Annotated in this window: 24 protein-coding genes; 11 read left to right on the top strand and 13 right to left on the bottom strand. The window is 69.4% G+C overall.

Features of this window, described 5'->3' with window-relative positions; genetic code table 11:
• Positions 1-22: 22 nt before the first annotated feature.
• The 3 genes from ACI2K4_RS23525 to ACI2K4_RS23515 all read right to left on the bottom strand — a co-directional run bounded on the left by ACI2K4_RS23525 (position 23) and on the right by ACI2K4_RS23515 (position 2,928).
• The gene (locus ACI2K4_RS23525; protein WP_404514178.1) at positions 23-1,696 is read right to left on the bottom strand and encodes a M16 family metallopeptidase; all 1,674 of its coding nucleotides are present in this window, start codon (positions 1,694-1,696) and stop codon (positions 23-25) included.
• Positions 1,693-2,643 carry a hypothetical protein gene (locus ACI2K4_RS23520; protein WP_404514177.1) on the bottom strand — a complete coding sequence of 317 codons (951 nt, stop codon included), beginning with the start codon at positions 2,641-2,643 and terminating at the stop codon, positions 1,693-1,695. The genes ACI2K4_RS23525 and ACI2K4_RS23520 overlap by 4 nt, the downstream gene beginning before the upstream one ends.
• 90 nt (positions 2,644-2,733) lie before the next feature.
• The gene (locus ACI2K4_RS23515) at positions 2,734-2,928 is read right to left on the bottom strand and encodes a hypothetical protein (protein ID WP_404514176.1); all 195 of its coding nucleotides are present in this window, start codon (positions 2,926-2,928) and stop codon (positions 2,734-2,736) included.
• A gap of 126 nt (positions 2,929-3,054) precedes the next feature.
• On the opposite strand from ACI2K4_RS23515, the gene ACI2K4_RS23510 reads away from it, so the two are divergent.
• The 4 genes from ACI2K4_RS23510 to ACI2K4_RS23495 all read left to right on the top strand — a co-directional run bounded on the left by ACI2K4_RS23510 (position 3,055) and on the right by ACI2K4_RS23495 (position 6,751).
• Positions 3,055-4,155, top strand: coding sequence for a TetR/AcrR family transcriptional regulator (locus ACI2K4_RS23510; protein WP_404514175.1), 1,101 nt, complete (start codon positions 3,055-3,057; stop codon positions 4,153-4,155).
• 115 nt (positions 4,156-4,270) lie between these two features.
• Complete coding sequence (locus tag ACI2K4_RS23505) at positions 4,271-5,035, top strand: sulfite exporter TauE/SafE family protein (RefSeq protein ID WP_404514174.1); 765 nt, start codon at positions 4,271-4,273, stop codon at positions 5,033-5,035.
• A 98-nt stretch (positions 5,036-5,133) separates the two neighbouring features.
• Positions 5,134-5,973, top strand: coding sequence for an SDR family oxidoreductase (locus ACI2K4_RS23500; protein WP_404514172.1), 840 nt, complete (start codon positions 5,134-5,136; stop codon positions 5,971-5,973).
• Between the two features lie 139 nt (positions 5,974-6,112).
• Positions 6,113-6,751: a DUF4328 domain-containing protein gene (locus ACI2K4_RS23495; protein ID WP_404514171.1), complete on the top strand. Its 639-nt coding sequence runs from the start codon at positions 6,113-6,115 to the stop codon at positions 6,749-6,751.
• Between the two features lie 70 nt (positions 6,752-6,821).
• Here ACI2K4_RS23495 and ACI2K4_RS23490 read toward each other — a convergent pair whose 3' ends face one another.
• Complete coding sequence (locus ACI2K4_RS23490; protein WP_404514170.1) at positions 6,822-7,304, bottom strand: carboxymuconolactone decarboxylase family protein; 483 nt, start codon at positions 7,302-7,304, stop codon at positions 6,822-6,824.
• A gap of 189 nt (positions 7,305-7,493) precedes the next feature.
• Between ACI2K4_RS23490 and ACI2K4_RS23485 the strand changes: the two genes are divergently transcribed.
• On the top strand, positions 7,494-8,375 hold the full coding sequence (locus ACI2K4_RS23485) for an RNA polymerase sigma-70 factor (protein WP_404514169.1): 882 nt from the start codon (positions 7,494-7,496) through the stop codon (positions 8,373-8,375).
• Between the two features lie 99 nt (positions 8,376-8,474).
• On the opposite strand, the gene ACI2K4_RS23480 is transcribed toward ACI2K4_RS23485, so the two are convergent.
• The 9 genes from ACI2K4_RS23480 to ACI2K4_RS23440 all read right to left on the bottom strand — a co-directional run bounded on the left by ACI2K4_RS23480 (position 8,475) and on the right by ACI2K4_RS23440 (position 12,044).
• Positions 8,475-8,969 (bottom strand): RICIN domain-containing protein, encoded by a 495-nt coding sequence (locus tag ACI2K4_RS23480; protein WP_404514168.1) that lies wholly within the window; start codon positions 8,967-8,969, stop codon positions 8,475-8,477.
• Between the two features lie 101 nt (positions 8,970-9,070).
• Positions 9,071-9,559, bottom strand: a complete 489-nt coding sequence (locus ACI2K4_RS23475; protein ID WP_404514167.1) for an RICIN domain-containing protein — start codon at positions 9,557-9,559, stop codon at positions 9,071-9,073.
• Between the two features lie 292 nt (positions 9,560-9,851).
• Positions 9,852-10,034 carry a DUF397 domain-containing protein gene (locus ACI2K4_RS23470; RefSeq protein WP_404514407.1) on the bottom strand — a complete coding sequence of 61 codons (183 nt, stop codon included), beginning with the start codon at positions 10,032-10,034 and terminating at the stop codon, positions 9,852-9,854.
• A 53-nt stretch (positions 10,035-10,087) separates the two neighbouring features.
• Positions 10,088-10,276, bottom strand: a complete 189-nt coding sequence (locus ACI2K4_RS23465; protein WP_404514166.1) for a DUF397 domain-containing protein — start codon at positions 10,274-10,276, stop codon at positions 10,088-10,090.
• A gap of 65 nt (positions 10,277-10,341) precedes the next feature.
• Positions 10,342-10,524, bottom strand: a complete 183-nt coding sequence (locus tag ACI2K4_RS23460) for a DUF397 domain-containing protein (RefSeq protein WP_404514405.1) — start codon at positions 10,522-10,524, stop codon at positions 10,342-10,344.
• A 53-nt stretch (positions 10,525-10,577) separates the two neighbouring features.
• On the bottom strand, positions 10,578-10,760 hold the full coding sequence (locus ACI2K4_RS23455) for a DUF397 domain-containing protein (RefSeq protein ID WP_404514403.1): 183 nt from the start codon (positions 10,758-10,760) through the stop codon (positions 10,578-10,580).
• Positions 10,761-10,837: 77 nt separating this feature from the next.
• A complete protein-coding gene (locus tag ACI2K4_RS23450) occupies positions 10,838-11,026 on the bottom strand; it encodes a DUF397 domain-containing protein (protein WP_404514401.1) in 189 nt (62 codons plus the stop codon).
• 47 nt (positions 11,027-11,073) lie between these two features.
• Complete coding sequence (locus ACI2K4_RS23445) at positions 11,074-11,262, bottom strand: DUF397 domain-containing protein (protein WP_404514165.1); 189 nt, start codon at positions 11,260-11,262, stop codon at positions 11,074-11,076.
• A complete protein-coding gene (locus ACI2K4_RS23440) occupies positions 11,253-12,044 on the bottom strand; it encodes a helix-turn-helix domain-containing protein (protein ID WP_404514399.1) in 792 nt (263 codons plus the stop codon). Before ACI2K4_RS23440 ends, ACI2K4_RS23445 begins: the two co-directional genes overlap by 10 nt.
• Positions 12,045-12,289: 245 nt before the next feature.
• Here ACI2K4_RS23440 and ACI2K4_RS23435 point away from each other — a divergent pair, with 245 nt between their 5' ends.
• The 6 genes from ACI2K4_RS23435 to ACI2K4_RS23410 all read left to right on the top strand — a co-directional run bounded on the left by ACI2K4_RS23435 (position 12,290) and on the right by ACI2K4_RS23410 (position 16,106).
• Positions 12,290-12,490, top strand: coding sequence for a hypothetical protein (locus ACI2K4_RS23435; RefSeq protein ID WP_404514164.1), 201 nt, complete (start codon positions 12,290-12,292; stop codon positions 12,488-12,490).
• Positions 12,491-12,493: 3 nt separating this feature from the next.
• Positions 12,494-13,696, top strand: coding sequence for a helix-turn-helix domain-containing protein (locus ACI2K4_RS23430; RefSeq protein ID WP_404514162.1), 1,203 nt, complete (start codon positions 12,494-12,496; stop codon positions 13,694-13,696).
• Positions 13,693-13,977: a hypothetical protein gene (locus ACI2K4_RS23425; RefSeq protein ID WP_404514161.1), complete on the top strand. Its 285-nt coding sequence runs from the start codon at positions 13,693-13,695 to the stop codon at positions 13,975-13,977. The genes ACI2K4_RS23430 and ACI2K4_RS23425 overlap by 4 nt, the downstream gene beginning before the upstream one ends.
• Before the next feature lie 228 nt (positions 13,978-14,205).
• On the top strand, positions 14,206-14,628 hold the full coding sequence (locus tag ACI2K4_RS23420) for a hypothetical protein (RefSeq protein WP_404514160.1): 423 nt from the start codon (positions 14,206-14,208) through the stop codon (positions 14,626-14,628).
• 154 nt (positions 14,629-14,782) lie between these two features.
• A complete protein-coding gene (locus ACI2K4_RS23415) occupies positions 14,783-15,400 on the top strand; it encodes a GNAT family N-acetyltransferase (RefSeq protein WP_404514159.1) in 618 nt (205 codons plus the stop codon).
• Positions 15,387-16,106, top strand: coding sequence for an ATP-dependent endonuclease (locus ACI2K4_RS23410; RefSeq protein ID WP_404514158.1), 720 nt, complete (start codon positions 15,387-15,389; stop codon positions 16,104-16,106). Before ACI2K4_RS23415 ends, ACI2K4_RS23410 begins: the two co-directional genes overlap by 14 nt.
• The last annotated feature ends 43 nt before the right edge of the window (positions 16,107-16,149 follow it).

Here is a 16,149-nt window from a genome sequence, read left to right as displayed (position 1 = left end):
TACCGGCCGGGCACCCGCCGCGCTACCGCTCCCTCCACTTCGCCAGGAAGTTACGGCCGACGTAGCCGACGATGATCCAGACGCCGATCAAGGTGAGCGGGCGGACTTCCGTGGAGTCGACGATCATCGCCACGGTGCCTCCCAGGGCCACCAGGCCGAGCAGCACGGTGACCACGCCGAGCCCGATGATCTGGATCCGCTCGGCCGAGAGCCGGCCACGGATGCCCTTGCCGGCCGACGGGTCGACGGTCTCCGGGCGGGGGATCTGCTCGGGGGACCGGGCCGGCAGGTCCACCCGTACCCCGGCCGGCACCCGGGCGTCGATGTCACTCGGGTTCGCGTCCCGGTAGAGCGTGGGCTCGACCCGGACCGTGATGGCGTCCGCCCCGATGAGCTGCCGGCCACCGTCCGGCCAGGCCAGCATCACCACGCACTCGTCGAACCGTACGGTGTCCGGGTCGCCCTCCTCGGGCACCAGGCTGACCCCCGACTCCCCCACCACCAGCCGGCTCGACACGTTGCCCAGCCCCGGGTAGGTCGTCCCCTCGACGGCCTCGGTGGAACCGTTCGGGGCGGCGACAAACCCGGCCCAGTCGGCGGTCCGGCGGTGCGGGGTCATCAGCAGCGACGATTCGAGCGCCACACCGGTGACGGCGTGCACCTGCTCGACCGTGACCTCCTTCAACTCCTGCACCAGCTCGTCGCTGGACTGGAACGGGTGGCCGGTGAGCAGGTTGAACGCCGCCGAGGGGAGCCGGGCGGCATCGGCCTCGGCGGTGGTCAGCGATTCGGTGGCCTTGCCGACCACGGCGACCAGGTCGGCCTCGTCGACCCGACCGACCCGGAGCTTGGCCAGTACGTCGACGAACCCGCCGAGCACCGCGTCCTGCTTCTCCGGCAGCGCGTCCGCCAGCGCGGTGATGACCGCGAAGCCGTCGCCCCGAGGGTCGTAGTTCGTCGCGGCGGTGTAGGAGAGGCCGCCCTGCTGGCGCAGGCTCCGAAACAGCTCGCGCTCCAGCACGCCGGTGAAGACGGTGGCGGCGATGCTCCTCGGCACGACCGCGTCCAGGGCGGTCGCCCGTGAGTTGCCGGAGAAGAACGCCGGGGTCACCGGCAACGCCGAGGAGGCGACCGGCGCGGGCATCCGCCGCCCCGACGGCAGGTCGAGGGTGAGGCCGGGCGGCACCTCGTCACCGGCGATCCAGAGCACGGCGTTCTCCCGGGTGAAGTACCGGGCCACCCACTCCCGCAGGTCGTCCCCGGTCAACCCGGACAGCCCCCACTCGGGGTAGCTGACCAGCCCGTAGTCCCGGGCGCCGTGCCGCCACAGCGGCATGCTGTCGGTGACGGAGCCGTTCTTGCCGCTCCACTCCGTACGCAGAATGGTCTTCTCGGTCTCCAGCCGGTCGGTGGCGAGGTCGCGCAGGGACCGGCACACCCCGACCAGGAAGGTGGTGATGTCGGCGGCGGAACCCTGGAGGTGGAAGTAGGTGATGACGCTGCCGGTGGTGCCGTTGTAGTGGTAGTCGGCGGTGCCGACCGGGAAGAGCACCAGGTGTTCGAGCAGGTGGGTGATGCCCCGACGGGCCAGGGTCTCGTCGGCCTGCCCGACCCGGAACATCAGCCCGGCGTGCATCGGTCCGGTGGTGGCGGCGAGCAGCGTGGGTACGCCGTCCACCTCGATCTGACGGATCATCGCGCGCCGCCTCTCTTGACTGCCTTGTCACGACGCTGGGCGAAGACCGTGAGCGGGTCGCCGAGATAGTGCCAGGGGCTTTCGCTGGCGAGGTGGCCGATCGCGGCGAACTGCCTGGCGGCCGCGACGTCGTCGCCGATCATCCCGAACATGAAGGCGAAGTAGTTCTCCACCTGCACCCAACCGACGGTCCGCCGGTAGCTCGGGTGCTGCACCGATCGGGCCGCCGCCTCCCGGATCTGCTCCCGCACCTCGGTACGGGTCAGGTAGGAGTTCCGTTCGCCCGCGGAAAGCTGCATCCATTGTTCGAGATGCGCCTCCACCACGAGGACCGCGTTCGGCGCGCCCTCCGGGGCGGCGAGCATCTCGGTGCGGGCGAAGTCGTGCATGGCTTCCAGCGTCCCGCCCCACTTCGGCGCGAGTTGTTGGAGAAGGTGCGACTGTGCGGGTAGGTGGTGCGGGTGGTGCTCGGCGAGCCGGTCGTACCGGCGCCGCGCCTCGGAGAGACCCAACTGGAGTCCTCGTGCCGTGGGCATCCGATGTGTCCAGACCGCCGCATCGGTGGGATCGTAGGCGGCGGCGTCGATCAGCACCCGTTCGGCGTCACGCAGGATCTCGTGGAAACGGGCGAACCGGGCCTGGCTGACGAACTGGGCCTGGCGGGAACTCCGTACCTCCCACGCCTCCATCACCAGACGCGCGCCGAGCAGCGCACCCGCGAGCGTGTCGGCGGGGTCGGCGGCGAGCCGCTGGCGCGGCAGCGGGCCAGCCTCCTCGTGGTCGGCGGCGAGGGCGATCAACCGGGTACGTCCGGCGGGGTCCTGGGCGTCCGCGAGCGCCCGTACGCCGTCCCAGTCCCCGCCCCGCAACGCGGCACGGAAGCTGACCAGTTCGGGGTACGCGGCAGCCGGGTCCACGGTGGGAGACAGGGTCGGGGCGGCGGGCATGGCGAAGATCATAAACAGCGCTGTCCCACCCCGTTGACTCCGGCGGGCCCCTACCGCGTCCGATCGCGTCCGGGCTGGTCAAGGGTCACCTCACCGGGTCGCCCTGGCCTCCTCGGGTGCGGTGAGTGCCCGAACCGCCCCGAAGCCGGGCGCCTTGATCCGGGCCAGCGGTGAGCGTTCGCGGGCGTCGCCGTACGCGGTGAACGGGTCCCGCAGCAGGTCGGCGTCGGTCACGTCGATCTCCGGGACGGCACCGCCCGTCTCGTGGGCAGGGGTGTCGGTCATCACGGTTCCAATCTCGAATGCTCACTTCAGATGTTCATATCATCTGAGTGGTGACGGTATCTTGGAGTGGCACGACACGCAACGGCGCTCCGGACTCAGCGGAGGCGCCGCGACCCGAGGAGAACGATGGTCCGGCTCACCAGGGCGCAGATGCAGGAACGCAACCGGTCCCGGGTGCTCGCCGCCGCCCGGGAGGAGTTCGTCGAGCGCGGGTTCCGGGACGCGAAGATCGACAACATCGCCGAACGGGCCGAGCTGACCCGGGGCGCGGTCTACTCCAACTTCCCGGGCAAGCAGGCGCTCTACTTCGCGGTACTGGCCGAGGAGGTCGAACGCGCGCCCGATCCGCCCTACCGGGACCCGGGCAACTCACCGCGTACGGCCCTGGAGGAGTTCGCCCGCGCCTGGCTCGCCCGCCTCCCGCTCGCCACCGACTCCTCCGGCGCGGCCCGGCTCGGCATGGACCTGATCCCGGAGATCCTCGCCGCCGACCGGACCCGGCTGCCGTACGCGCAACTGACCCACCTCGACGCGATCGTGCTCGGGCTCGCCCTGGAACGGCTGCACCGCACCGGAACCCCCGCCGGCCGGCTGGTACGCGTCGCCGAGACCGCGCTCACCACCCTGCACGGGGCAAGCCAACTCGCCGCCGCCGCACCCGGTTTCGTGGAACCGTTCAGCGTGCTGCGCGCCGTACGACAGATCGCCGACCTGGACCTGGACGACCGGTGGGACGTGCCGCACCTCGCCCTGGTCCGACCGGCCCGGCCCGTCGACGAGCCGTGGTCACCGCCGAACGCCACCGACGCCCTGCGCGACCAACCGGCACGGCTGACCGGCGACGGTGTGATCGCCATCCTCGGCCTGCACCGGATCTCCGCCGTCGAGGAGGCGGTACGCGCCGCACCGCCCGACGCCGACGTCACCCTCGCGCTGGTCAGCGGCGCCCCGGACGAACTCGCACCACTGGCCCGGCTCACCGTCGCCGAACTCCGGGCCGACCTGCGCCAGTCCGTGCCGTCGTCGGCCTGGCCACGCCTCCAGATCGTGCACGACACCCGGGGCCTGCTCGCCTCGGCTGCCGGCGTACCCGCTGTGAGCGACGCCACCGAGACCGCCGTCGCGATCAGCGCCGGCCGGATCGTCGCCCGCGCCGAGGGCTGGGGCGCCTGCCACGCCGCCGCGTCCGACGACGGCCTCACGACGGGAGGAGCAGCCCGCGACTGACCACGGCGGATTTTGCGTCCGGCGGCGAGTTGGGGTAGGAGCAGAGGGTGCGAAGATCACCCCTCGGCTGCCGGGCCCACCGCCGCGACCAGAACGGGACCGGCGGTGAACGCCCGTGACGCCGTGGGAGATGCTGGCCGTCGTGGCGGCCGGGGTCGGCGCGGGCGCCGCCAACGCCGTGGTGGGCAACGGCACGCTGATCACCTTCCCGGTCCTGCTCACCCTCGGCATACCGCCGATCACCGCCACCGTCAGCAACGCGCTCGGCCTGATACCCGGATCGGTCAGCGCCGCCGTCGGCTACCGCGCGGCGCTCGCCGGTCAGCGTCGGCGCGTACTGCGGTTCTGCGCCGCCGCGATCCCCGGCGGCCTCGCCGGGGCCACGTTGCTGCTGGTCCTGCCGGCCGAGGCGTTCGAACGCATCGTGCCGGTGCTGGTCGGGCTCGCCCTGGTGCTGGTCGCCTGCCAACCGCTGATCTCCCGCGCCATGCAGCGCCGACGCCCCGAGGCCGCCGCCGGCCGGCGCGGGGACGGACCGCCGCTGATCGCGGGACTGGCGCTCACCAGCGTGTACGGCGGCTACTTCGCCGCCTCGCAGGGCACCCTCTACCTGGCGCTGATGAGCGCGTTCCTGGGCGAGCCACTGCACCGCCTCAACGCGATCAAGAACGTCCTGGTCGGGGTCGTCAACATGGCCGCCGCGCTCGTCTTCCTCTTCGTCGCCCGGTACGACTGGACCGTGGTCCTGCTCATCGCGGCCGGATCCGCGCTCGGCGGCCAGATCGGCGCCCGGCTCGGCGGCCTCCTCCGCCCGGCGGCCCTGCGCACCCTGATCGTCGCGGTCGGCGTACTCGGCCTGTTCGAACTGCTGCGGCACTGACTGGCCCTGCCACTCCCAGGAAAAACGGGACACGGTCACCCGGTACGGGTCCGGCGCAGAGTGGTCACCACAGGTTGTCACACGGAGGGAGCGTTACCGTGAACGAACGTACGTGGTTGATCACCGGAGTCGGCAGCGGCTTCGGCCGCGAGATGACCGAACAACTCCTCCGGCGCGGAGACCGGGTCGCCGGGACGATTCGCCGGACGGACGCGCTGGACGGTCTCGGGGCCGAACACGGCGACCGGTTGTGGCTGGCCCAGCTCGACCTGACCGACGCCGAATCGATCCAACGTGTGGTGGAGCACGCCTTCGCCGACCTCGGTCGGATCGACGTGGTCGTCAACAACGCGGGCTACGGCCTGTTCGGCGCGGCCGAGGAGCTCACCGACGAAGAGGTTGTCCACCAGCTCGACACCAACCTGCTCGGATCGATCCGGGTGGTCCGGGCGGCGTTGCCACACCTGCGTGCGCAGGGCGGCGGGCGCCTGGTGCAGATCTCCAGCTACGGCGGGCAGGCCATCAACCCGGGTGCCGGCGTCTACCACGCCAGCAAATGGGGCATCGAGGGCTTCATGGAGTCGACGGCAAAGGACGTCGCCCCCTTCGGCATCGGCGTGACCATCGTCCAACCGGGCAGCGCGCGCACCGGGTTCCGGCACGGCGGCGCCCGGCTCGCCACCCCGATGAAGGCGTACGACAACACCCCGGCCGCCCTCCCCCGGGGCATCAGGAACCCGGCCCTGCCAACCGTCGGCGACCTCACCGCGATGGTCGCGGCGATGATCGACAGCGTCGACCGGGAGCCGGCACCGAGGCGGATCGTCCTGGGCAGCGACGCGTACGCGTACGTCCACCAGGCACTCACCGACCGTCTCGCGGAGGTCGAGGCCGGCAGGGGGCTCGCCTTCTCGACCGACGCCACCAGCGGCGACTGAGCCGTCCGGTCGAACCGGGCACCCGTCGGCGTCGTCAGCCGGGCATACTCGCCGGTGACCGACGGAGGGATGGACGCTCGTGGGACTGTCGACCGGTGCACCGTCAGGTGAGGCGCCGCCCTCGGCTACACGTGGCCCGGTGCTTGCCGCCCGGCTGACAAAGGTCACGCTGGTCCTCTGGGCGGCCGTCGGCGTACTCCGCGCAACCGTCGCGATCGGACACTACGAGGACCGGATCGTCACGGTCACCCACGACAGCGCGTACGTGCTGCCGGCCTGGCTGGTCTACGCGCTGCTGCCCCGGGACTTCGCGACCGGCGGAATCGACGTGGTGTGGGCGTTCGCGACGCTGCTCCTGCTCTCGGCCTTCGTCACCTGGCTCCACCAGGCGCGGCGTCACGCCGAACGGCTGGGCGCCGGGTTGGAATGGTCGCCCCGGTGGGCGATCGGCGGGTGGTTCGTCCCGGTGGCCAACCTGACGATCCCCTATCTGGTGGTACGCGCCCTGAAGCGGACTGGCGAGCCCAGGCCCCGATGGGTCCCCGTGGTCCCCTTGGCTTCGTGGTGGGCAGGCGTGCTCACCACGGTCGGGCTGAACATCCTGATCTGGCTGCACGGGACGGCCACCTCCCGTGACGGCTCGTACCACGGCACCCTGCTGGACACCCGTGCGCTGGCGTACTCCCTCTGGGTGACGGCGGCCGTGGCGGCGGTCGTCACGGCAGTCCTCACCATGCGCGTGGTACGCCGGCTCACCGAGGCACAGCAACCCGGGTGAGCTGCCACCGTCGTACGGGCCCGGACCGGGATCGGCTGATCCCGGTCCGGGCCACGTCTCGCCTGGCGGGTCAGTCGAACTTGGCGAACGAGCCGGGCTGGTAGGAGCCGCCCTTCTGATGCACGATCACGGCGATCCGGTTGGCCGCGTTGATCAGGGCGACCAGGCAGACCAGCGCGGCGATCTGGTCGTCGTCGTAGTGCTTGCGCACCTGCCCCCAGGTCTCGTCGGACACCCCCTGGTGGGCGTCAGCGATCCTGCTCCCCTCCTCCACAAGCGCCAGCGCGGCCTGCTCGGCCTCGGTGAACACGGTGGTCTCGCGCCAGGCGGCGAGCAGGTGGAGCCGGAGCGGGTTCTCGCCGGCCGCCTCGGCCTCCTTGACGTGCATGTCGATGCACCACCCGCAGCCGTTGATCTGGCTGGCGCGCAGCGCCACCAGCGCCTGCGTCGACTTCGGCAGTGACGACTGCTGGATCGCCAGGCCGGCGTTGGCGAACCGCTTGGCGAACCTGAGGCCGGTCTCGTTGCTGAACAGGTCGATACGGGGTTCCATGGCTTTGTCCTCACTCGTGGTGTTGCCTGTTTGCCGCACCGGACGAACACGAGACGCCAGCGACCCGCCCCGCGTGACAGCACGGTCACGTGACGTGGCTCACCGCGTTCGACCACAATTCCGGTGTCACAGGACGACGGGTTGCGGTGTCCCATGGGTGGCCCGACCGAGCGCGCAGAGGAGCCGTCCATGGACCCCGCCACCGAGGCGTTTGTCGCTCACCGCAGCCTGCTGTTCACCGTCGCGTACGAGATGCTCGGCTCGGCCGCGGACGCGGAGGACGTACTCCAGGAGACCTGGCTGCGGTGGGCGGACGTCGACCACGACGGCGTGCAGAACGAACGCGCCTACCTGGTCCGGATCACGACGCGGCAGGCGCTCAACCGGCTGCGTACGTTGGGTCGTCGCAAGGAGTCCTACTTCGGGTCGTGGTTGCCCGAACCGCTGCTCACCACGCCGGACGTGGCCGAGGACGTCGAGTTGGCCGAGAGCGTGTCGATGGCGATGCTGCTGGTGCTGGAGACGCTGGCCCCGACCGAGCGGGCGGTTTTTGTGCTGCGCGAGGTGTTCGACCTCGGTTACGACGAGATCGCCGAGGCCGTCGACAAGAGCCCGGCCACGGTCCGCCAGGTCGCCCACCGGGCACGGGCGCACGTCGCCGCACGCCGTCCGCGCGGGGTCGTCTCCCCGGGCGAGACCCGGGACGCGATCGAGGCGTTCCGACTGGCGACCGAGACCGGCGACCTGCAACGCCTGCTCGACATCCTCGCGCCGGATGTTGTTTTGCTCGGTGACGGTGGCGGGATCAGGCAGGCCGTGCCGAGGCCCATCGTGGGTGCCGACAAGGTGGCCCGTCTGCTGACCGTCGGGCTGGGCCGGCTGATGCCCGCTTCGGCGGTGCTGGAGCCGGCACAGGTCAACGGCTACCCGGCGCTGATCATCCGACTCGACGGCGAGATCGACACCGTCGTCGCCGTACGCGTCGACGACGGCCTGATCACCGGCCTCTACGCCGTACGCAATCCGGAAAAGCTCTCCCACATGGAGCGGGAGACCGCCCTGCGCCGCTGACACCGGACGGTTAACCTCCCACGACCCAGGTTGAAGACGACCCGGTGGGTGCGCTCAGGTTGCCCTTCGATCGGATGTAGCAACGATCGAAATCCACGTTCAGGACTGGATCCACCACTGAAAAGGATTCCCGGCGTCACAGGAGATCAGTCGAACCCCCTGGCTGACACTGCCGTCAAGACACCGCCCGCTCTGTGCATGGACGATCAACCCACTGCCGGCCTGGTACGTCCACTGCTGAAAATTGCTGCCGTTACAAGTGTTCAGCCGGACGCCCTGGGAGAGGCTCCCGTCCAGGCATTGGATGCTCTCCGGGTGGTAGAACCGCCTCGGGATGTTGTCGTTCCAGAGCTGGTACGAGTTGAAATGACAGGTGTTGAGCCGCACGCCTTGACTGGCGCTGCCGTCCAGGCACCGTTGACTGGATTGGTGTTCCAAGAAGAAGACTGCGGCAGCCTTCGTTGCCGTTGACCCGGCTGGTGCGTCCGGACCGCTTACAAGTGACGCCTGGGCGGGCGCGGCAACCGCACCAATTCCCATCAGGATCACCACTACGGTGAGAGCCAGTCGCCGCAGCACCTTGTCGATGTTCACCTTGCCCCCGCTTCCGTGTCAGGTCCAGCCAAACAGTGAGTTGATCAACGCTCGCACCCAAAGGTCAACCCGGCACATCTCAAGGAAAAGATCCCTGCCGGTTATCCGCCTTGTCGAAACCACTGTTGGTAATCGTTGCCAGGCTCGCAGGTAATCAGCCGCACTCCCTGACTTACACTCCCATCGAGGCATCGCCCGGTCTGCTCGTTCGAGATCGCGAATGCTGGCATCAGGATCCAGCGCTGGTAGAAACCGCTGTTGCAGTCATTGAGACGAACACCCTGACTCACGCTACCGTCCAGGCACAGCCCACTTTGCGGGTGATAAAGCCGCCCGAAATTCTGCTCCCAGGACTGATGTGCAAGGTAGTTGCAGACGTTGAGCCGGACGCCCTGGCTGACGCTGCCATCCAGGCACAGCCCGCTCTGCACATGCTCAAAATAGACAGGAGGCGCAAAATCCTGCACCTCTGAACCAGCTTCCGTCTCCGAGTTGGTGAGGTGTGATGCCTGAGCGGGCGCGGCAACCGCAGTAGCGCCTGCCAGGACCGCTACCACAGTGAGCGCCAGTAGCTGTAGCAGCTTGTCCATCCTCACCTTGCCCCCCGTTCTCCCGCCGGCTTTGGCCATGCGGCGATGGTGATCGATGCCCGCACTCAGCGTAAAAGTTCCATTGCTCTGCGTCAATGCCCACCGTAGGCCGGAGTTGAGTTCCTTGGCGCGTAACGGATTGCGTGGGCCCGGCCTTGGACCTGTCGAAGTTGTTCGGCGGTCAGACCCCGGGCGTTCCAAACCAACACCCTCAGCACCGGTCGATACGCGATGATCCGCGACGGGCCACAGATCCCAGATTCCGAGCCTGGGACGTGCGGCCGGACGAGGCTCAGTGCTGCTTGGCGAGCGTCACGAACGCCCGCCAAACCGCCGGACCGAAACTCAGCGTGCCACCCTCACGGTCCTTGGTGTCCCGCACCAGCACACGGCCGGGCAGGTTGTCGGCAACCTCCACACAGTCGCCGCCGTTCGTCCCCGACCTGGTGGACTTCCGCCACCGGGCGTCGATCATGTCCATCGTGCCACCACCTTTGCGTCGAGCGTTGCCGGTCTTGCTAGGGCTGCTCAATGCTGCTTGGCGAGCGTCACGAACGCGCGCCACGCGTCCGGGCCGAAGGTCAGCGCCGGACCCGTCGGGGCCTTGCTGTCCCGTACGCCAACAACACCCGGAAGGTTCTTCGCCACCTCGACACAGGTCGACCCACCGTTGGAACTGCGGGTCGACTTCCGCCAGGTTGCACCGGTCAGGTCCATGATGTTGCCGCCTTCCGGTCGAGTGTGGAGTGATTGATCCGGGAACCGCGCGGCAGGAGCGGGGATCAGTGCCGCTTGGCGAGCGTGACGAACGCGCGCCACGCCCCCGGGCCGAAGCTCAGCGTGCCACCGTCACGGTCCTTGGTGTCCCGCACCAGCACACGCCCGGGCAGGTTGTCGGCCACCTCGACACAGTTGCCGCCATTGGTCCCCGACCTGGTCGACTTCCGCCACCGGGCGCCGGTCATGTCCATCACGCAGCCACCTTCGCGTCGAACGTTGTCGGTCCTGTCAGGGCTGGTCAGTGCTGCGTGGCGAGCGTGACGAACGCGCGCCACGCCTCCGGGCCGAAGCTCAGCGTGCCACCGTCACGGTCCTTGGTGTCCCGCACCAGCACACGCCCGGGCAGGTTGTCGGCCACCTCAACGCACGCACCACCGTTGGTTCCCGACCTGGTCGACTTCCGCCACCGGGCGCCGGTCATGTCCATCGTGCCGCCACCTCCGGGTCGAGTGAGCGTTGCCGATCCAGATCCAGGATGCACATGCCCGCCCCGGCTGGTCAATGCCGCCTGGCGAGCGTGACGAACGCGCGCCAGGCGTCCAGGCCGAAGGCCAGCGTGCCACCGTCACGATCCTTGGTATCCCGCACCAGCACACGCCCGGGCAGATTGTCGGCAACCTCGACACAGTCGCCGCCATTGGTCCCCGACTTGGACGACTTCCGCCACCGCGCACCGATGGTGTCCATCACGCCACCACCTCCGCGTCGAGAGTTGCCGGTCCTGTTAGGGCTGGTCAGTGCTGCTGAGCGAGCGTCACGAACGCGCGCCACGCGTCCGGGCCGAAGACCAGCGCCGGGCCCTTCGGGTCCTTGCTGTCCCGTACGCCAACAACACCCGGAAGGTTCATCGCCACCTCGACACAGGTCGAACCACCGTTGGGGCTACGGGTCGACTTCCGCCAGACGGCACCGTTCAGGTCCATGTCTTCGCCACTTCCTGGATAAGGTCTACGGTCTCCCGGCGGGAGGCCGCGTCGCTTCGGAGGCTCTCCCACACATCATGAAGCATATCCAGGTCCACGACACGGTCGGTCACGTGCGCACGTAACGGATTGTCCAGGTGCGCGGCCTCGCCCTCGGGCCCCTTGGCCAAGATGAACCCACCTACGAGACCAGCGTGCATACCGGCAGACTCCGGGATCACGTGCAGGTGGATGTGCCGCATGTTTGCCATCTCGCGCAGGTGCTCGAACTGCTCCACCATCACGGCTGCCGGTCCGACCGTCCGCCGCAGCGCCATCTCGTCGATCACTGCGACGAACTTCGGCGGCTGCTCGCGGCTGAGGATTGCCTGCCGCTCCATGCGGGAGGCAAGACGTTGAGCAATCTCTTGCTCGGAGTACCGCCCACCCGCGCTGAGCACCGCCCGGGCGTACGCCTCGGTTTGAAGCAGACCGGGAATCAACGAGAGTTCGAACCAGCGCAGTAGGGTCGCCGCGCGCTCGATCTCGATCCACTCAAGCAACCAGTTAGGCGCGGCGTCGTCCTTCACGAGTTCTTCCCACATGCGCACCAACCGGCCCCGGGCACCCACGGCGTCGTCCACGAGCTGCACGAAATCGCCGGTCAACGGCGCGCGGCCGGTCTCCACCGCGCTCACCTTCTGGGCCGAGAAGTGGATTCGCTCGCCTAGTCCCTCCTGTGTCATCCCGGCGTCGATTCGGCTCTGCCGTAGCTCACGTAGAAGGAACTCGTAGGGAGACATGCTCACGTTCTCGACCTCTCTCGTCGTTGACGGATCAACTCGGAAGGCACCCACAAGCAGTTCGTCAATCCTCGACCCAAGCCCGAATCGTTTCGAACGTAGCGGACTCCTCACCAGACTGTCACTAGTGGAACCGCTCGGAGCTACCGGCAAGAGCCCGGGCGGAACTGCGGGGCCGCCCCGCGCTTCCCCACCCGCATGTGTCACCGGGGCGGCCCCTTCCAATCGAGAAGAGGAGACTGCGAATGCGAGATCACGACGACGATCAGGCGGCGGCGCCCGTACCGGTGTCGGGCGAAGGGACGCCCGACCTACCGCCGGCTCCCGGCACCCGGCGACGTGCGCGCAACACGGGCCGATTCGGTACGTCGGCCAACCCCCTCCCGAACGAGTTCTTCGCCGCCGGGGTGTCGTCCGGTCGGGTGCGGCGTACCCCGGCGGTGTGACCCGTGGAGGAGTTGCCCATCGGGCGGCGGGTGGCGTACTGGCGGGGGCGGCGGAAGATGTCCCAGCAGGTCTTCGCCGACCGGATCGGCAAGTCCAAGAGCTGGGTCGACAAGGTCGAGCGCGGCGAGCGGCGGTTGGACAGTCTGACCACGCTGCACGAGTTGGCGACGACCCTCGGGGTCGGTCTCGACATCCTGGTCGGCCGGGCGGCGAACGGCGCGGGCGGGACCTCGACCGACTCGATCGACCTGGGCGGGATCAGGGCGGCGCTCGCCCGCTTCGCCCCGGTGGTCCCCGCCGCTGAGCACGCCGAACCGACGCTGGCGCAGGTACGCCGCTCGGTGGAGCACGCCTGGCTGAGCCTCCAGCACGCCCGGTACGAACAACTGGTCACCGCCATGCCGAAGCTGCTCCGGGATACCCGGTCGGCCGAGACGTGCCACGGTGCCGAGGGGGCGGGGCTGCTGGCGCAGGCGTACCAGATCGTCTCGTCGGTGACCCGTAAGCTCGGCGCCTTCGACCTGGCCCGGCTGGCCGCCGAGCGGTCGATCGCGCTCGCATCGCGGGCCGACGATCCACTGCTCGCCGGGACCGGGACCACCCGGTTCGCCAACGCGCTGCTCGGGGCCGGTGACCATCGCGCCGCGTTCGAGGCGAACATCGTCATGGCGCACCGGATCGCGCCGGCCGGGCCGACCTGGGCGGACCCCGACCGCGTCTCGGTGTACGGGTCGCTGCTGTTGCAGGCGGCGATGGCGGCGGCGCACCTCGGCGACAACGCCAGTGTCGGTGAGCTGCTCCGGGAGGCCCGGGTCGCGGCGAAGGCGCTCGGCTCGGACGACAACCGTTACCGGACCTCCTTCGGCCCGACCAACGTCGAGCTGCACCGGGCGGCGTCGGCGGTCGAGCTGGGCGAGGGGCGGGAGGCGCTCGCGGTGCACGGTCGGGTGGGCCGGCGGTGTCTCGACGGGTTGTTGCCCGAACGCCGGGTGCAACATCTGATCGACATCTCCCGGGGGTACCTGCTGGTCGGCGAGTTGGGCCATGCTGGGGAGGCTCTGGTCGAGGCGGACCGGCTGGCGCCGACCGAGATCCGCGCCCGGCCGGTCGCGCACGACGTGATGGGCGAGCTTCTTCGCCGTACCAAAGGTGTTCCGTCGTCCCTGGTGACGGAGCTGGCCGACCGGATGGGAGCCCGGGTGTGACGACCGACGACCACGACGCCGTCGAGGAGGCGATGGGTGCCCCGCACCGGCCGGGCGACGACTGGCGGTGCCGCGACGACGGTGAGCAGTGGCCGTGTCCGGTCTTCCGGCGGCGGATGTGGACGCTCTACCGGAACGACCGGCGACAGTTGGTCGACGTGATGGCCCGTTTCCGTGATCGCGCGGTGCCGGAACTGGCTCTGGACCACGAGCAGGCCGAGGCACGGTTCACCGGCTGGATCTCGGACCCGCCGGTTCGGCGCCGGTTGCGGTCGGTCTGAGCCCCCACAGTGGTGGGGGCGGGCAGTGGTCCCGCCGCGAGGACAGTCGGTCAAGACATGTCTGTCAGTCACGACGAGAGCGTGATGGGTCCGTGAACCACAAGGATTCTCGGCTCGTTCCAGCAAGTAGACCGCCAACTGTTACCCGGTATTTGGTGGTGCGTGACCATCCGAAGGTAGCCGGCTCTGGCGTCGCACAAAGGGTCAACATCGGACAGGAGACAGGTCATGGCAAGTCGAGCATCTCGCCTGGAAATTGCCGAAGCTCTCGTCATGGGAAGGGAAAACGCGAGGAAGGATGCAAAGAAGCGCGGTGACACCGAAGCCATAAGCGGGTTCAAGGCCGTGAAGGGCGACGACGAGTACGCAGCCGCTCATCAGGACCTGGTCATGTCAGCCTTCGTAGGAGTGGAAGCGCGGGATCCGCGCAGCATCTATGTTCACCGGGATGATCGAGAGGCCGCGCTCCCTCTCCTCAAGTACGACGCCGTGAAGGCGCAACACCTGGCGCTCGCAGAGTCCGCACAAGTTGCCTCCAGTGTCGCGACGCCTGCGCCCAAGGGCAAGACCTCTTCCCACCCGGTCCCCAACACCAGCGTTGCCGGAAAGGGCCTGAACTCGACCCAGCAGGACCGGGCGACCCAGAGGTAAGAGAACTCCCCACTGACGCGCCCGGATCGCCCGGGGGTTTCAAAGGATGTACCAGCGCCCATTGGAACCCCCGGCGGGGTGGTTGTCGGGCCAACCTGGTCAGCCGTGGCAAAACAGATCGCGGCGTACGGCATCGTCGTGTGACCCTTGCCGGATGGCCCAACCCACGTTGCACACCGACCGGCTGCTGCTGGTCCCCCTGGCCGACCGGCACCTCGAACTGGAGGTCCAGCTCGACTCGGACCCGGAGGTGCTCCGCTTCATCGCGGGTCGGGCGCACTCCAGGGACGAGGTGGTCGTCTCGCACGAGCAACGGATGGCCCTGACGGAGAAGGTGGACGGGCTGGGTTACTGGATGGCGTTCGGGACCGAGGGCGGCTCCCGTGGTTCGACCGCACCCGCCAGCGAGGAAAAGGGCGAGTTCGTCGCGCTGATGATGCTTCCGCCGGCACACGGGCCTGACCAGCCGGACGACCCGATGGTCGCGGAGCTGGGTTACCGCCTGCCGCGCCGCTGTTGGCGGCGGGGACTGGCCAGCGAGGCGTCCCGGGCCCTGCTGCGGCACGCCTTCGACACGGTCGGACAGAGCCGCGTCATCGCGCAGACGATGACCGTGAACACCGGTTCCCGGGGCGTGATGGAGGCGGTCGGTCTGCGGTACGCCCGCACGTACTTCCCGGTCTGGGACGACCCGCTGCCCGGCTCGGAGCTGGGTGAGGTCGAGTACGAGATGACGCGTGAGATGTGGGAGACGGGTCGTGGCGACCGCTGAGGCGCGGACCGTGGCCGGGAGTGGTGCTGCCGCTCCCTCGGTCGGGTGGGAACCGGACCGGTTCCGGGCCGCCGTCGGCGTCTGGGCGGCCGGCGCAACGGATTCCGGGGACGCGGCTGCGGTCGCGCGCGAGTTGGCCGGCAACGGTCTGCGTACGGTCGTGCTGGTCGAGGGGGTCAGCGACCGGAGCGCGGTGGAGGCGCTGGCCGAGCGGCGTGACCGTGACCTGGTCGACGAGGGCGTTTGCGTGCTGTCGATGGGTGGCGCGATGAGCGTGGGCCGGTTCCTGCGCCTGTTCGGCCCGGACGGGCTGACGGTGGAGGTGCGGGGGCTGTGTGACGAGGCCGAGGAGGGTTACTTCCGGCGCGGGCTGGAGCAGGCCGGGTTCGGCGACGCCCTGACCCGGGACGCGATGGAGGCGCTCGGCTTCCACGTCTGCGTCGCCGACCTCGAAGACGAGTTGATCCGCGCGCTCGGCACGGCGGGGGTCGAGCGGGTCTTCGCCGCCGAAGGGGACCTGGAGCGGTTCCGGTTGTTCCAGAACCAGCCCGCACAGCGGGACCGACCGATCGGGCGGCAACTGCGGCGCTTCATGGGTACGACCAGCGGTCGCAAGGCCCGGTACGGCGCCGCACTCGTACACGCCCTCGACCCGGATCGCGTCCCACCGCCACTGGACCGGCTGCTCCCCGAGCGGTCGCGCTGACCGGCACCGGTCACTCCGGTGCCGCCGCCACCCGCGACCGGTC

The organism is Micromonospora sp. NPDC050397 (assembly GCF_044901685.1).
GTDB lineage: Bacteria > Actinomycetota > Actinomycetes > Mycobacteriales > Micromonosporaceae > Micromonospora_G.
Note: the sequence above shows the minus strand (reverse complement) of the source record. Positions and strands in the feature narration are given on the sequence as shown.

Excerpts from the sequence above, each read along its gene's own strand:
- ACI2K4_RS23510 (WP_404514175.1), top strand. The coding sequence starts at position 3,055 with ATGGTCCGGCTCACCAGGGCGCAGATGCAGGAACGCAACCGGTCCCGG.
- ACI2K4_RS23435 (WP_404514164.1), top strand. The coding sequence starts at position 12,290 with ATGCGAGATCACGACGACGATCAGGCGGCGGCGCCCGTACCGGTGTCG.
- ACI2K4_RS23525 (WP_404514178.1), bottom strand. The coding sequence starts at position 1,696 with ATGATCCGTCAGATCGAGGTGGACGGCGTACCCACGCTGCTCGCCGCC.
- ACI2K4_RS23475 (WP_404514167.1), bottom strand. The coding sequence starts at position 9,559 with ATGGACAAGCTGCTACAGCTACTGGCGCTCACTGTGGTAGCGGTCCTG.
- ACI2K4_RS23485 (WP_404514169.1), top strand. The coding sequence starts at position 7,494 with ATGGACCCCGCCACCGAGGCGTTTGTCGCTCACCGCAGCCTGCTGTTC.
- ACI2K4_RS23520 (WP_404514177.1), bottom strand. The coding sequence starts at position 2,643 with ATGCCCGCCGCCCCGACCCTGTCTCCCACCGTGGACCCGGCTGCCGCG.
- ACI2K4_RS23415 (WP_404514159.1), top strand. The coding sequence starts at position 14,783 with ATGGCCCAACCCACGTTGCACACCGACCGGCTGCTGCTGGTCCCCCTG.
- ACI2K4_RS23440 (WP_404514399.1), bottom strand. The coding sequence starts at position 12,044 with ATGTCTCCCTACGAGTTCCTTCTACGTGAGCTACGGCAGAGCCGAATC.
- ACI2K4_RS23515 (WP_404514176.1), bottom strand. The coding sequence starts at position 2,928 with ATGACCGACACCCCTGCCCACGAGACGGGCGGTGCCGTCCCGGAGATC.
- ACI2K4_RS23450 (WP_404514401.1), bottom strand. The coding sequence starts at position 11,026 with ATGGACACCATCGGTGCGCGGTGGCGGAAGTCGTCCAAGTCGGGGACC.
- ACI2K4_RS23465 (WP_404514166.1), bottom strand. The coding sequence starts at position 10,276 with ATGGACCTGACCGGTGCAACCTGGCGGAAGTCGACCCGCAGTTCCAAC.
- ACI2K4_RS23455 (WP_404514403.1), bottom strand. The coding sequence starts at position 10,760 with ATGACCGGCGCCCGGTGGCGGAAGTCGACCAGGTCGGGAACCAACGGT.
- ACI2K4_RS23490 (WP_404514170.1), bottom strand. The coding sequence starts at position 7,304 with ATGGAACCCCGTATCGACCTGTTCAGCAACGAGACCGGCCTCAGGTTC.
- ACI2K4_RS23460 (WP_404514405.1), bottom strand. The coding sequence starts at position 10,524 with ATGACCGGCGCCCGGTGGCGGAAGTCGACCAGGTCGGGGACCAATGGC.
- ACI2K4_RS23445 (WP_404514165.1), bottom strand. The coding sequence starts at position 11,262 with ATGGACCTGAACGGTGCCGTCTGGCGGAAGTCGACCCGTAGCCCCAAC.
- ACI2K4_RS23420 (WP_404514160.1), top strand. The coding sequence starts at position 14,206 with ATGGCAAGTCGAGCATCTCGCCTGGAAATTGCCGAAGCTCTCGTCATG.
- ACI2K4_RS23470 (WP_404514407.1), bottom strand. The coding sequence starts at position 10,034 with ATGATCGACGCCCGGTGGCGGAAGTCCACCAGGTCGGGGACGAACGGC.